The sequence below is a fragment of the Sphingopyxis sp. genome, assembly GCF_035998905.1.
GTDB lineage: Bacteria > Pseudomonadota > Alphaproteobacteria > Sphingomonadales > Sphingomonadaceae > Sphingopyxis.
The window spans coordinates 1-14,591 of record NZ_DASYHG010000019.1; the positions used below are offsets into that span (position 1 = coordinate 1).

At 62.6% G+C, this 14,591-nt stretch carries 10 protein-coding genes; 6 read left to right on the plus strand and 4 right to left on the minus strand.

The annotated features are described in order from the left end of the window. The first annotated feature begins 117 nt into the window (after nt 1-117). The 5 genes from VGN62_RS09820 to VGN62_RS09840 all read left to right on the plus strand — a co-directional run bounded on the left by VGN62_RS09820 (nt 118) and on the right by VGN62_RS09840 (nt 9,233). Nucleotides 118-2,445, plus strand: coding sequence for an ATP-binding protein (locus tag VGN62_RS09820; protein ID WP_327453248.1), 2,328 nt, complete (start codon nt 118-120; stop codon nt 2,443-2,445). A 204-nt stretch (nt 2,446-2,649) separates the two neighbouring features. Then, nucleotides 2,650-3,768, plus strand: a complete 1,119-nt coding sequence (locus VGN62_RS09825; protein ID WP_293702605.1) for a metallophosphoesterase family protein — start codon at nt 2,650-2,652, stop codon at nt 3,766-3,768. Then, a complete protein-coding gene (locus VGN62_RS09830) occupies nt 3,768-6,401 on the plus strand; it encodes an AAA family ATPase (protein WP_293702607.1) in 2,634 nt (877 codons plus the stop codon). Before VGN62_RS09825 ends, VGN62_RS09830 begins: the two co-directional genes overlap by 1 nt. 43 nt (nt 6,402-6,444) lie before the next feature. Continuing rightward, nucleotides 6,445-7,494, plus strand: a complete 1,050-nt coding sequence (locus tag VGN62_RS09835; RefSeq protein WP_293702610.1) for an SIR2 family protein — start codon at nt 6,445-6,447, stop codon at nt 7,492-7,494. Beyond that, entirely contained in the window at nt 7,491-9,233 is a 1,743-nt protein-coding gene (locus VGN62_RS09840; protein WP_293645124.1) for an ATP-binding protein, read from the plus strand. The genes VGN62_RS09835 and VGN62_RS09840 overlap by 4 nt, the downstream gene beginning before the upstream one ends. An 86-nt stretch (nt 9,234-9,319) precedes the next feature. Here the strand turns inward: VGN62_RS09840 and VGN62_RS09845 are convergent, their stop codons facing one another. The 3 genes from VGN62_RS09845 to VGN62_RS09855 form a co-directional block, all read right to left on the minus strand. Beyond that, nucleotides 9,320-10,642: a hypothetical protein gene (locus VGN62_RS09845; RefSeq protein ID WP_327453260.1), complete on the minus strand. Its 1,323-nt coding sequence runs from the start codon at nt 10,640-10,642 to the stop codon at nt 9,320-9,322. Nucleotides 10,643-11,077: 435 nt separating this feature from the next. Then, complete coding sequence (locus VGN62_RS09850) at nt 11,078-12,271, minus strand: IS91 family transposase (RefSeq protein WP_293702615.1); 1,194 nt, start codon at nt 12,269-12,271, stop codon at nt 11,078-11,080. A gap of 3 nt (nt 12,272-12,274) precedes the next feature. After that, a complete protein-coding gene (locus tag VGN62_RS09855; protein WP_293702618.1) occupies nt 12,275-13,180 on the minus strand; it encodes a tyrosine-type recombinase/integrase in 906 nt (301 codons plus the stop codon). Nucleotides 13,181-13,407: 227 nt separating this feature from the next. On the opposite strand from VGN62_RS09855, the gene VGN62_RS09860 reads away from it, so the two are divergent. Continuing rightward, complete coding sequence (locus VGN62_RS09860; RefSeq protein WP_293702621.1) at nt 13,408-13,632, plus strand: EexN family lipoprotein; 225 nt, start codon at nt 13,408-13,410, stop codon at nt 13,630-13,632. A gap of 1 nt (nt 13,633) precedes the next feature. Here VGN62_RS09860 and VGN62_RS09865 read toward each other — a convergent pair whose 3' ends face one another. After that, nucleotides 13,634-14,557 (minus strand): nucleotidyltransferase and HEPN domain-containing protein, encoded by a 924-nt coding sequence (locus VGN62_RS09865; RefSeq protein WP_293702624.1) that lies wholly within the window; start codon nt 14,555-14,557, stop codon nt 13,634-13,636. Between the last annotated feature and the right edge of the window lie 34 nt (nt 14,558-14,591).

A 14,591-nucleotide genomic window follows, 5' to 3' on the forward strand; every position in this document is an offset into this window, starting at 1 on the left:
CGCAGCCTCGTCCCGTTCAAGTCAAATGACCCGCCCGATGCGCTGCTCCTCAACAGCTTTTTTCTGAAAGACCTCGGGGCAGCGAGCAAGCTGTGCGCCGGCCGTGATGCACCCGAATTGCTGCTGCGCTACCTCGGCGCAAAAGTTCCCGCAGAGCGGCGCGATCTCAAGCACGACACCGCTGCAATCGAACAGGCTGTTGCTCCTGCCTCCTTTCCAGCCGGGCGGTGGCCGGGGCCCGGCCGCCACCCGCTGGTCCTGATACAGCAGGCTGCGGTAAACCTCGCCGCCGCGACAGCGGCAGGTGAGATATTGGCCGTCAACGGCCCGCCGGGCACGGGAAAAACGACGCTGCTTCGCGATGTCGTCGCGGGTCTCGTGACGGAAAGAGCGAGCGTGATGGCTGGATTTGCGGATCCTGAGCAGGCCTTCACGGCGTCAGGCGAAACGCTGAAGGCTGGTGCGGCGTGGATTCATCTCTACCGCCTCGATCCGCGCCTCAAGGGCTTCGAGATGCTCGTCGCCTCGTCGAACAACAAAGCGGTCGAAAATGTCAGCGGCGAGCTGCCCGCGAAAGGCGCCATCGCCACGGATTCAGAGATGCGATATTTAGAACCCATTGCCCAAAAGATGGTCGGCGCGCCGAGTTGGGGGTTGATCGCCGCGGTTCTCGGCAATTCATCCAATCGTTATGCGTTCAAGGATGATTTCTGGTGGAACGCGGACAATGGTCTGTTCGCTTACCTGAAGGCGGTTGATGGCCGGGAAGTCGAGATCGACGAGCCCGGCAAGCCGTCACGACCACCCCATATCGTCACCGCGCTCGATCCGCCGCGCAGCCGGCGCGAGGCACTTGGCAATTGGCGGCAGAAGCGCGAGCACTTCCGTCAGCTTGAAAAACGCGTCAACGACACGCTCGCGCAAATCGAGCTTCTGCGCGTGCGCGGCATCCATCTCCCGCTTGTCGAGCAACGCTTCGAGGCAGCAGAAAAGCATGGCACCGATCGGCCAGGCTGGTTCCACCGCCTCTTCGGCACTCGCCGGTATCGGGACTGGAAAACCGATCACGCTCCGCTTTCCTACGCGCTCGTCGAGGCGTGCCAGATCGCGTCGCAGGAAAAATTATGGCCGGAAGGCAAGTCTCTGAAACTCGGCCGCTCGCCCTGGCTCGGATTTGGCGCCACAAAACAGGCGGCCGCTTTTCGCCAGCGGCTCGCGCCGATGGCGACCGAATGGCGGCGCGACAAGCGAGCGCGTGCGGCCGATATCATCGACGAGGAGTTTTTCGAAAATGGCCACACAATCGTTCAGAAAGCGGCGCCCTGGCTGACCGAGGCTGAGCATCGCGAACGCGATGCGTTGTTCGAAGCGGCAATGGATCTCCACCGGGCCTTCCTCGATGCTGCGGCCAAACCGCTTCGCCACAATCTCGGCCTCGCGATGCAAGTCCTGGATGGAAAGGGTCTCGGTTCACCCGCGCGCGACGCGGTAATTCCGGATATCTGGTCGAGCCTGTTTCTCGTTGTGCCGGCGGTCTCGACGACTTTCGCCTCGGTCACCGCGATGCTCGGAAAGCTCCCGCCCCAATCGCTCGGCTGGCTTCTCATCGACGAGGCTGGTCAGGCGGCGCCTCAGCAAGCGGTCGGCGCGCTCCTGCGTGCGAACCATGCGATTGTGGTTGGCGATCCGATCCAGGTACCGCCAGTCGTGATGCTTCCCGATTGCCTTGTCGGCGCCATTTGTCGCAGTTTCGGGGTCGATGCCGAACGCTTCAGCGCGCCGGCCGCATCGGTCCAGACCCTCGCCGACGATGCCACCGCCTGGTTCGCCGAATTCCCGGCCGGCGCCGGCAGCCGGACGGTCGGGGTACCACTGCTCGTGCACCGCCGCTGCTCGGAACCGATGTTCAAGATCGCCAACAGCGTCGCCTATGAAAATCTCATGGTGCAGGCGAAGGCCCCCCGCAATTCGGCGATTCGCGCTTGCCTTGGCCCGTCGCGCTGGATCGATGTCCAAGGTTCAGGACGCGACAAATGGTGTCCGGCGGAAGGCGACGAAGCGGTCCACCTGCTTGAGCAGATCATCGCGAAAGGCATTGCGCCCGACCTCTATGTTGTGACGCCCTTCGTGCAGGTCGCCGACGGGCTGCGCGCCGCGATTCGCGAGAGCGCCGCGCTCAATGCAGCCATCCCCGACATCGGCAGCTGGGTCTTTGAACGCGTCGGGACGATTCACACGGTGCAGGGCCGCGAGGCCGAAGCCGTGATCTTGGTGCTAGGCGCCCCCAATCCCGATCAAACCGGCGCGCGCGGCTGGGCCGGGAAGCAGCCCAACCTCTTAAACGTCGCTGTAACTAGGGCGAAGGAGGCACTTTATGTCATCGGCAACCGCAACCTCTGGAGCACAGCCGGCGTGTTTGCGGTGCTTGACGCTCGTTTGGAATAATGCCCTCTCTGCTCCGCCGCGGGATTTCGTATGTCCGGCGCGCAATTTGATCAGTTGCAAATTCCTACGGTCTGCTTAGCAAAAGGTCGAGTAGCTGCTGTTCAATAATGGTTCGAAATGGACTAACCGGCCAATCCCCACATTGATTTCTACTCTCGAATTTGCCGCACGGAACGTTATGTACGATTTGGGCGAGGGGAAATAATGCGGTTCATACACACATCGGATTGGCAACTTGGAAAGCCCTTCGGGCGCGCGCCCGAAGAAGCGCGCGCCGCGCTGCTCGAGGCGCGGCTTGATGTCATTGACACCCTCGCGGCTTGCGCACGCCAGAATGGCGCCGCTACCATTCTCGTGGCTGGCGATGTTTTCGACAGCCCCGAGCCCGGCGACCGAATCTATCGCCAGGCGCTCACCCGCATGACGCAGGCCTCCGATATTCGGTGGATCTTGCTCCCAGGCAATCACGATCCGGCGCGCACGGGCGGCCTGTGGAGCCGGCTCGTCGGCGAAGCGCCGCCGTCGGTCGATGTCTGCCTCGAACCCGAGCCGCTCGACCTCGGCGATGGCCTCTGGATCCTCCCCGCCCCGCTCCAGTTCAAGCGCAGCCTAGACGATCCGACCGCCTGGTTCGATCAGGCCGAAACGCCAGTAGGCGTCAAGCGCGTCGGGCTCGCACATGGGTCGATCCGCGATTTCGGGTCGGCGGGCGCAACGCCCAACCCGATCGCTCCCGACCGCGCGGCACGCGCAGGTCTTTCCTATCTTGCGCTCGGCGACTGGCATGGGCGGATCGCCGTCGACTCCCTTACTCACTATAGCGGCACCCCCGAGCCCGACGATTTTGGGCGCGAGCTGAGCGGCGTCGCGCTCAGCGTTGACCTTTCGGGCGAACGGGCAGCAGTTTCCGACATCGAGACAGGACGCTATCATTGGGCCGCAGAGACTTGGTCGCTCGCCGCCATCGACGATCTCGACCCGCTGATCGCCGCGCTCGCGCCCGGCGTTGAGCGCCGCCACCTTGTCGCGCGATTGAAGCTGTCGGGGATGCTGACGCTCGCCGAGCGTGTTGCGCTTCGCGACCGCCTCGAAGGCGAACTCGCACACGAGGTGCGCTGGCTCGACCTCAATCTTGCCGATCTGTTTGCGCGCCCGACCGATGCCGATCTCGCCGAAATCGATGCCAACGGCGTACTCCGTGCCGCGGCCGAGACGCTGAAGGCGGCTGCGGCCGACGGCGGCGCCGAAGGCAGGGTGGCCGCCGCTGCCCTCGAGCGGCTCTATGTCGAGCAGAAGCGCGCCGAGCGCCAGGACGCACGCTGATGCGGATTCACGAACTCACGATCGAAAATTTTCGCAAATTTCGCCAGCCGCTGCGGCTCGCCGGTTTCGAACCCGGCCTCAACCTGCTCTGCGACCAGAATGAAGCAGGCAAGTCGACGATTCTCGAAGCGTTGCGCGCCGTCCTCTTTGAACGTCATGGCTCACGGAGCGACCGCATCCGCTCCTTTCGCCCGCACGGTGATGAGGTCGCGCCCACCGTCGAGCTCGATTTCGAGATCGACGGCACGAGATGGCGCCTCCGCAAACGCTTCCTCCAGTCCGCTTCGGTCGAGCTTGAGAGCGCAGCGGGACGGGCAACCGGCGACGAGGCCGAGGAGCGCCTCCAAGAGCTTCTGGGATTTTCGCGAGCGGGCAATCGCGGTGCCGACGACGACAGCCGCGGTGCGCTCGGGCTTCTGTGGGTCGAGCAGGGTCAGTCGTTCATCATCGGATCGCCGGGGGTTAGTGCCCGCCGCACCCTCGAGGATGTGCTGGCCGGCGAAGTTGGTCTCGTGACCGGCGGACAGCGGACGCAAGCGATCCTGCAAAATGTCGAGCGGTCGCTCGCCGAGCTTCGCACCGCTACGGGTCGTCCAGCGCGGCGTCTCTCCGCCGCACAGGACGCTGCTGCTGCAGCGGCCGAAGACGTGCGGCTCGCGCAAGCCGAGCTCGACCAGTTCGATACGACTCTCGATCGTCTCGACGCCAAGCGGAACGAACAACGGCGCCTGCTCGATGAACTCGACGATCCCGCCGAGCTCGAGAAGATTCGCAAGCTCGATACCGACATCGACAGCGCCAAGACTGCAGCACAGAGCCTGAAGACTGCGGAGGCGCTTCTGCGCGAGGCCGCAGGCGAGCGCGAGCGCCTCGAAACGCACCAGACTAAGCGCCGCGACCTTGCCGAAGCGCTGGTTCGCGCCGAAACCGCCGCCGAAGGCGCTCGCGTCGCCGCCAAAGAACATGACGATGTGCTAGCGGCGGCCCGCACCGCCGAAAGCGACGCCGTCACCGCGCTCGACGATGCCCGTGCGGCGCTTCGCACCGCCGAGGACGCGCGACAGACGGCGCAGCGAGCGCGCGGTGCCCGCGTACGCAACCGCGCGCTTGCCGCTGCCTTTGAACGGCTCGATGCGGCCGAGGCGATTGCATCCGACCAAAGCGCGTCGGCCGAAGAGCTCGCTGGCACCGCGATGACACCCGAAGCGAGCCGCGAGCTCCAGGACCTTGAGCAGACGGTTGCCGAAACGAGAGCCGCGGCTGCCGCAGGCGCCGCAACGCTCGAAATCGCCCTGCTGGCCGCCGCGCCGCCCGCAAGACTCAACGGCGAGGCGGTAGCTTGGGATATCCGCACGCTTGTCACCGAAGCGCAGACGCTCGAAATCGATGGCTTCGGAACGGTGGCGATCACGCCTCCTGCGTCAGGCGAGCCGGCACAGGCACGGCACCGCGCGGCCGAGCAGGATCTCACGGCATTCTTGGCGAAGGTCGGCTTCGAAGACGCCGCCTCGGCGCGCGAAGCTGCACGCACGCGCGTAGACTTGGCGCAGCGTGTCGCGCGCCTCACCGCGGAACTCCAGGCCGCCTGTCCAGCGGACGACGCGCTTGACATCGCTGCGGGCCTCGACGCGCTTCGCGGCGCCTTGGCCGAAGAGGAGCGTCCCTCAGCGGCGAACGCGGCAGAAAGCGAAGACGAGGGCGCGCTCGACGAAGAATGGAATAAGGCTCGAACCGAAGAGCGCACCACCGAAGGACGCCGCACTGCCGCGCTCGAAGCGCTTCACGTCGCGAATATCGCCGGCGTCAAATGCGCGGCGGCAATCGAACAGACCGCCGCCGAGGTCGCGCGCTTCGAAACGGAGCTCCAGGCTGCGATCGGCGATCAGGACGATGCCGCGCTTGAGGACGCACTCGTCGAGGCGCGCGCCGGCGAAGCGCGCACGACCGTCGCTCGCGACGAAGCCCGCCGCGCGGTGGAAGGGCTCGATGAAACTCAGCTTACACAGCGCCGCGAAAACCTTCGGCGCCGACGCGTTCGGCTCGCCGACGACCGGGTCGACCTTGCCAGCGATATTTCGCAGCTTGCCGAGCGCGCCAAGACCTTGGGCGGCGTCGGCCCGGCGAGCCGCCTTGCGGCCGCCACCGAGCTGTCCGATGCCGCAGCCGCGGCGCAAGCCAAACTCGAAGAGGAAGCCGCGATGCTGTCACTCCTCGCGCGGACTATCGCCGAGGCACAGACTGAAGCCTCGCGGCAATTCCTGGCCCCCGTCACGCAGCGCGTTGCGCCCTATATCGGCCGCTTGCTGCCCGGCGCGAGCATTTCCTTTTCCGAAGATCTTCGTCCAACGCTCCTGACCCGCGGCGGGCGCGAGGAGGACACAAGCGATCTCAGCAAGGGGACGCAGGAGCAGCTCGCGGTCCTCACCCGCATCGCGTTTGCGGACCTTCTGATCGAGAAGGGCAAACCCGCTTCGCTTCTCCTCGACGATGCGCTCGTCTTTGCCGACGACGACCGGTTCGACGCGATGCTCGACATATTGACCGAGGCGTCGCGGCGGATGCAAGTGATCGTACTGAGCTGCCGCACGAGCGCCTATCGCGGGATAGATGCGACGCGGATCGCGATCGCATGACGTCCCTGTCCCGCCGCGCCTAACCCCACCGAGAGGATCTGTAATGTCGACCAAGAGCGCGGCCGAGAACGCGCAGGAATTTGCCCAGTCGGCGATCAGCGCAGCACCGGTGATCATTCTGGGCAGCGGCGCGTCGGCGGCGCATGGCATTCCTGGCATGGGGCCGCTTGCCGATCATCTCTCGACTGCGGCGATCAATCCCGACTGGAACGTCGACGAGCAGGCCGAATGGCAAAAGTTCCTCGTGCACCTTAAAGCCGGGATCGATCTGGAAAGCGCGATGCAGGACATTCGTCCGACGGTGCGCCAGACGCATCTCATCGTCACCATGACGCGCGACTTTCTGCTGCCCTACGATCTTACTGTGCTGGAAGAGCTGCTGCTCGATCGGCGCGCTTTGCCGCTCTCGCGGCTCTTCCGGCATCTGTTCGACAGTACGCATATGACGATCGACGTCGTGACGCCCAATTACGACCGGGTCGCCGAATATGCCGCAGATGCCGCAGATATCGCCTGTTTTACGGGCTTTAATTACGGCTATTTGCAAACGCGCGCGCGCAACGCGAAAACGCGTGTGTCGGTCGACGGGCGCGCGGTGCGTACCGTCGCGATCTGGAAAGTCCATGGCTCTCTCGACTGGTTCCAGGATTCAGCGCAGCAAATTTTCGGGGTGCGGAGCGCGCTCAAGATACCCGCTGCGCTCACGCCGCTGATGATCACACCCGGCATCGAGAAATATCGCCTCACGCATGGCGAGCCCTTCACCACGGTCCTCGCCTGCGCCAATGCCGCGGTAGAGAAAGCCCGCGCCTACTTCTGCGTTGGTTACGGGTTCAACGACGAACATCTGCAAGCAAAGCTTCAGGCCCGCTGCGACTGGGATTCGGTTCCGCTGGTCCTGATCACGAAGGAGCTGACGCCGACGGCGCGGACGATCCTCAAAAGCGGTCAATGCCGACGCTATTTGGCGATCGAAGACGGGCCGGCGGGCGCCCGCGCCTATATGCATGACGTTCCCGACGGTTTCGATCTCGACAAGCCGCTGTGGCAGCTCGATCCATTTCTCGACCATATGACAGGGGCACGTGCATGAGCATTTTGGACTTCGCCGACGAAGACGCTTTGGGCTGCGTCCAGTCGGTCGACACCACAACCGTGATCGTGCGCGTCGACGATGTCGAACGGCTCCGCGCGCTTCAGGTCAATCGGCTCGTCGCGCTTCGAAGCAGCCTCGCGGGGCACAAGCTGATCGGCGTTATTCACAAGATTACGCGGACGGCGATCGAGGAATCGAAGCGCGCGGATGTCGAACAGGGCGAAGAAGCGCATCCCGAGCTCAATCTGGTTCGCATCACGCTGATCGGAACCCTCCTCGACAAGGATGGCGCACGCAGCAATGTGTTCCGCCGCACGCTTGAGACGGTCCCCGAGATCGACGCGCATTGCTTCGCGATGGAAGGCGAGCATCTCACGCGCTTCATGGGGGTGATTTCCGAAGTGACCGGCGGGGCGCAGCGCCTGTCGCTTGGAACTTATACGCTCGATCCCAATGCCGAGGCTTATATCAACGGCAACCGCCTGTTTCAGCGCCACGCGCTCGTCGTTGGCAGCACCGGCTCAGGGAAGTCCTGGACCACCGCGCGCCTTCTCGAACAGGTAGCCGAGCTCGACAGCGCGAACGCCATCGTTTTCGACATGCACGGCGAATATGCCTCCATGCAGGGCGACGGATTCGTCCATCTCCGCGTTGCCGGGCCGGGCGACATCGACGCCAGGAAGACGCTGGCCGACGGTGTGCTCCACCTTCCTTATTGGCTGATGAGCTACGAGGCGCTCGTTTCGATGTTTGTCGATCGCAGCGACCAGAATGCGCCCAACCAGGCAATGGTGATGTCACGCGCGATCATCGATGCTAAAACGCGCTTCCTGACAGCCGGAAATCACAACGAAATCCTTGCTAATTTTACGATCGACAGCCCTGTCCCCTTCGCGATTTCAGATGTATTGACCGAGCTCGACCGGCTAAACAGCGAGATGGTCGAAGGCGCGCGCGCGGGGACTGAGAAGCAGGGCGAGTTTCACAGTAAGCTCAGCCGTCTGATCCAAAGGCTATCTGGAAAGCAGACCGATCGCCGTCTTGGCTTCTTGTATCCGGCGGCGGGCGTCGCCGACGACTATGCCTGGCTCGACCAAGCGGTGACGCTCCTTCTCGGCGGACGTTCGGCGAAGGGCGGCCGCGGCGGCGTGAAGATCATCGACTTTTCGGAAGTGCCCTCGGACATTCTGCCGTTGATCGTCGGCATGGTCGCCCGGCTAGCCTTCCTTGTGCAGCAATGGAGCGCACAGGGTACCCGACATCCGGTCGCTCTTTTCTGCGACGAGGCCCATCTCTATATCCCGCAGGACGCGAACTCGGGCGCCGCCGAAAATGCGATAGCGACTTTTGAGCGCATCGCTAAGGAAGGCCGCAAATATGGCGTGGGACTCGTGGTGATCAGCCAGCGCCCTGCCGAGGTAAATCGCACCGTGGTCAGCCAGTGCAACAATCTCATCGCGATGCGCCTTACCAACGGCGACGACCAGAATGTCGTCCGGCGTCTGCTGCCCGACAGTCTCGGAGGCTTCGGCGACCTGCTCCCGATCCTCGATACTGGCGAGGCGCTTGTTGTCGGCGACGCCATCCTGCTGCCGACGCGCATCCGGATCGCAAAACCCGTCAACGAGCCGCTCAGCGGAACGATCGACTTCTGGGATCGCTGGGCCGACGGTTCGGCTGCGGCTGCGCTCGAAAAAGCTGTCGAGAGCTGGCGGCGCCAGACCTTGATAAAATAGCTTCTAGCCCGGAGATATGTCGGTTCCCGTATGAGACTACGGTTGCCGCCGCGGTCAGATATCCAAGTTGGCCCTAATGGTCCAGTTTAGGATTGGAGCCACTTGTCATAGACGGATTTTGAACTGGTTGGGATACTGCTTGGCTGGAGTGAATGGACGATTTCCCTGAACTTTGTCTTGCAGCGGTGATGCGAGGCAACACGCCCTGCCAACACCGTATGAGCCGAGACCACTTCGAACATCATTTGTATCTCGCGCGGCGAGAACCCCTTTATCATCTGCATATAGTAGAAGTCGGCTGAATTGGCCGTTCCATAGGGGTTGCCCACCGAACAGGTGACGACGGTCTCAACGAACTCGCGACGGACCGTCTCCGGGACTTGATGACCCTCAGAGAGTTTGGCGACGCGCTCCGCAAAAGGCGCCTCATTGTAGAAATTATTGATGCCCTGGTGGATCGTCATCAGGTTCTTGCAAGCTGTCGAGATCAGGGCGTGCCGCTCCGTTTCCGACAAAAGCCCGATGATCTTGAGGTTCTCGAAGAAGGCCTGTGAAGCCTTGAAGCGTTCTTGCTCACCCTTTGCCTGATATTTTTGGTGCTGATTGATGAGCAGCGAGATCGAACTGGGCGAAAAGGTTGTAGAAAAATGGCTACAGACGGTGATTGCCGTTACCCTAGAATGTTCCTCCTTGGTCGGATCGCAATAGATGCCGTGGAGCATCCCGAAAATTGCGTCGCGCTGTGCGTTGAAGGTCTGCGTGATGCGCTGACACCAAATCTGCATCTGCTCCTGAGAGAAGCCGGCGGCGTTGAGCGCGGTCATGAATTCCTTGATGTCCACGCCTGCAGTGTTTTGTTCGTCGCTAAGAGCGTGTCGACTGCACCGGTTCAGGAAGCTGATGAACTCATATTCATCGATATTCCCGATAACTGGATGAGCAGCAGAAAAATTATTTCTGATGTCCCGGCATTGATCGAGCATGAAGTAACCGGTTTCGGAGATAAGGTTCAGTTTCAGGCACAGATTCAGCAGTTCCGAATCTTGCATATCGAGCAACTTCTTCTCGTCGAAGTCCTTATCTATGATCTGCGGTATTATATGGATACCGAAGCGTCTAACTTTATCACGAAGCTCAACGACCGCTGCGTTCCACGCGTAGTTTATGGCGGAATCAAAAAGGCCGGTGGCGACTGCCACGCACATCCGCATCACACCCTCAGTCCTCAGATGTGGAGGAATGTTGCTCAGCAACTGGGGAAGGTTCTGCCAAGCGTTCTGGATCTGACTGTCCGATGCCAGCACCGAGCGATCTATGCCCAAGGCTGACGTTAGAGCCATCAACATGGGAGCCGAAAAAGTGGAGACTGTGGGAAGCTGCACGGGACTTAAGACAAGTTGGTTTGCCACAAGGTATCTCCAGCGACTAATTAGGCATTGAGGCCGTCTCCTATCACCGCTTTTCTGGAAGCGACAGGTAGTAGCCAGTGGCCTGCGCGAACGGCCGGTTTCGGGAAGCAGTCTCGCGGCTAGCTACGACCTAGATGGTGAAGGGTTTCGGGCGCTTCAGCGTACAAAAGCCTCTCATGCAGGAACCCGCGTGGGCTCTGGGACTGAGCTATGGGGATTTGTGCTTTGGCCTGGTCGGGATGCCGCCGCGCACAGTTGAAAGACGGCCGAGGCGGCATCCCGAGACGCGACCTCGACCATAATAATCGAGGTCCGGAACGTCGATCTGTCGTCGTTCAGCGGACGTGTGGCACCGCGCTGAGGCGATCGGCGCAAGGCGACCCGTTGGCCAGCGCCGGCATCGCGCGGTCATTCTTGCGGATAAGCCATGCCGGTTCATGACGCGATCGTCCGGATCGGAACGGCGGCACTCGGCGGGGCGCGAGGTTGGCGCCATCGGACAAACACCTCGATGACGGTCATCTTGCCGCCGCAGCATGGGCATAGCGGCGTTGGATCGACCGGTTCGTCGATAGGCGCATCCCCGGCATCCGGCATGACATCGAGCAGTTCGCGGGCGAGCGCGAGACTGGCCCTCCGGGTGGAACCGGCAAGCAGGCCATAGTGCCGGATGCGGTGAAAGCCGCGCGGCAGAACGTGGAGCAGGAAGCGGCGGATGAACTCGTCAGCGCTGAGTGTCATGACGCGTTGGCGGTCGGCGCCGTCGCGGCGGTAGTCCTTATAGCGCATTGTCACGCCGGCATCGCCGAACGCGAGCAGGCGCCGGTTCGAGATCGCGACCCGGTGGGTGTAGCGCGACAGATAGGCGAGCACGGCCTCGGGCCCGGCGAACGGGGGCTTGGCATAGACGACCCAGTTCTTCTTCCGGGCCGGCGACAGGTGGCGAAGGAATGTCCGTCGTTCGGCGAGCGGAACCATCGTCCCAAAAAAGCTGAGACGCCGGGCATCGTACAGCGCCAGCAGCTGGGTCAGGAACAGGCGACGGAACAGCCGTCCGAGTACGCGCACCGGCAGTAGGAACGCAGGCCGAGACGATATCCAGCGCTTCCCACCGGGGGCGACGCCGCCGCCGGGCACGATCATGTGCACATGCGGATGGTGCGTCATCGCGGATCCCCATGTGTGGAGCACAGCGGTGATGCCGATCCGGGCGCCGAGGTGCTTGGGATCGGCAGCGATGGTCAGCATCGCCGCCGATGCCGCCCGGAACAGGAGATCATAGACCACTGCCTTATTGTAGAACGCGATGTCGGCGACCTCGGCGGGCAGCGTGAAGACGACGTGGAAATAGCCGACCGGGAGAAGGTCGGCCTCGCGGGCTTCAAGCCATGCGCGCGCCGCAGCGCCCTGGCACTTGGGGCAGTGACGGTTACGGCAACTGTTATAGGCGATGCGCCAGTGGCCGCAGTCCTCGCAGGCCTCGATATGGCCGCCGAGCGCCGCGGTCCGGCATTGCTCGATCGCCGACATGACCTTGAGCTGCTGGAGGCTGAGGTGCCCGGCATGGGCGGCCCGATAGGCGGGACCAGCGCTGCGGAAAATATCGGCGACCTCGAGCGAGGTCTGCACGGCTCAGCCGGGCGGCGCCTTGTCTGCCATCAAGGCGGTCAACCGCTCGAGCGGGCCGGCGACGGCATGGATCGTTCGCGTCGATACCTTGGTGTAGAGCGCGGTCGTCTCGAGCTTGCTGTGGCCAAGCAGCACCTGGATCACGCGGATATCAACATCCTGCTCGAGCAGGTGGGTCGCAAAGCTGTGGCGCAATGTGTGCGGACTGACGCGCTTGCGGATGCCGGCGACCTCGGCGGCTTCCTGGACCGCGCGGTGTAGCTGCCGCGTCGAGACCGGATCGGTATAGCTGCGCCCCGGAAACAGCCAGCCATGGGGAAGCATGACGTTGCGACGCTTGCCCTCGCGCCACCACATCCTGAGCAGCTCCAGCAGCTGCGGCGAGAGCATCGCATTGCGGTCCTTGCGTCCCTTGCCCTGCTCGACGCGGATCAGCATCCTGGTGCTGTCGATATCATCGACCTTGAGGTGCGCTACCTCTGACACGCGCAGACCGGCGCCGTAAGCGACGCCGAGCGCCGCCTTGTACTTGATCCCCGGCGCTGCCTCGAGCAGCTGCGCCGCTTCCTCGACGCTGAGCACCTCGGGCAGCTTGCGCCGATAGCGGATAATCACCAGCGAGCGCGCCAGATCCCGCCGCCCGAGGGTCGCAGCGAACAGGAAGCGCAACGCCGAAACGGCCCCGTTGATAGTCGAAGGGCTGACGCCCTGCTCGTGCTGGTGCACCTGAAAGCGCCGAATATCCTCCGCCGTTGCCGTATCGGGCGGGCGTTCAAGGAATGCGGCGAAGCGTCGGACGTGGCGGATATAATCCTGCTGGGTGTGCCGACCCAGCCCGCGCATCATCATATCGTGCTGCATGCGCTGGCGAAGCGGGGTGATCGGGGCGTCGGTCGTAACAATAGTCATGGCAGGCTCCTCTTCGTTGAAGGAGCTCCATGATCTGCCCACTGTCGGCCTAGCTCAACGTCCCTGCGTCCCCTGCCACCTCAGTCCAAGGCGCCCATCCCGCGAAGCGGGTTAGTGCATGAGGCGCAAAGCCGACGGCGCAATCGACTCTCAATTCGGGTGCAATTGCGCTTTCGACCAAGGAAGATCTCGATATCTTTGCCTCCTCATCAAACATGGAGGATCCTTTGAAACCGCCCGTCATTCTGCTCCTCGCCGTTTGCCTTTCGGCCTGCGGTCAAAGCGAACCACGAAGCGTTCAATATTTCGAGGCGAACCCCGACGCTGCTCGTGAGGTCGCCGCCAATTGCAGGGACGGATCAATCCGCGGCGACGAATGCAGAAATGCAGATATCGCCTTGGAGGTCATCGAAGGTCGGGAGCGTTTCGCGCGTTTCCGAGGCAAAAAATGATTTAGGCGCCGACGCGAGCTTCCAACTCGACGATGCGCTCGGAGCAGATGGCATGGACGGCCCGGCCGAGTTTCTCGACACATCCGGCCAGCCAGAGGAGCTCCTCCTCACTGATGCGATAATGCTTCGAATAGCGGGCCTTCACATAGGCCTCCTTGAGTTTCTCGAAGCGCGATCGATCCGCTTTTACTTCGCGCGGCCAAGCATCGACCAAACGCATATCGAGGCGCTCGGCTTGCGTCCGCAGAAAGCCCAGGTTGTGAACGTGCGGCGTGTAGAACGTGCAGACCAGAAGCGCGCAGTGGTATAGCGTTTCAGTGGTCTGATGCAGGAGAAATGCGGCTTCCTTTGTAAATGATTGCTCGATCGCATCACTCGACAGCTTGGACTTTCGCAGGGCCGCCGGAAACCATTCGTCAAAATATTCCCGCGCCATCGCCAGCGCCTGCTCAGGCGTCTTCGGCTTCGGCTTGTGCAACTCCTTGTCGTCAAACTCGTAGAGCGCGATCCCGTCGCGCGCGACGTCCATGAAGAAATAGCGCCCGTGCGCGAGCCCGTCATTCACCTCCTGCAGCGTGTGAACGATGAAGTTGACCGGCGTGTGCAACGTCTTGTCGATCGCAAGCTCACGGGTCAGCCGATCGTCGAGCTTCGACCAGAAATCGATCTTGTCGGTCAGCCGCTTGTCGTTGACGATGATCAGCAGATCGAAGTCCGAGCGATAGCCTTTGGCGGTGTGCGGCTCATCGACCCAGCCGCCGCGCGCATAGCTGCCGTACAAGATGATCTTGTCGATCCGGCCCTTCTTTTTCCAGCCCATGGTGCCGAGCGCGATCGCATCCTCGAATTCTTCGAAGATGATCGCTTTCACGCGCTCGAGCTCGCGCTGCTTGTTGGCCGGGAGATGATCGAGATCGGTTCGCATGACTGTTCTCACCTGTGTAATTTCGCTCGCCGGA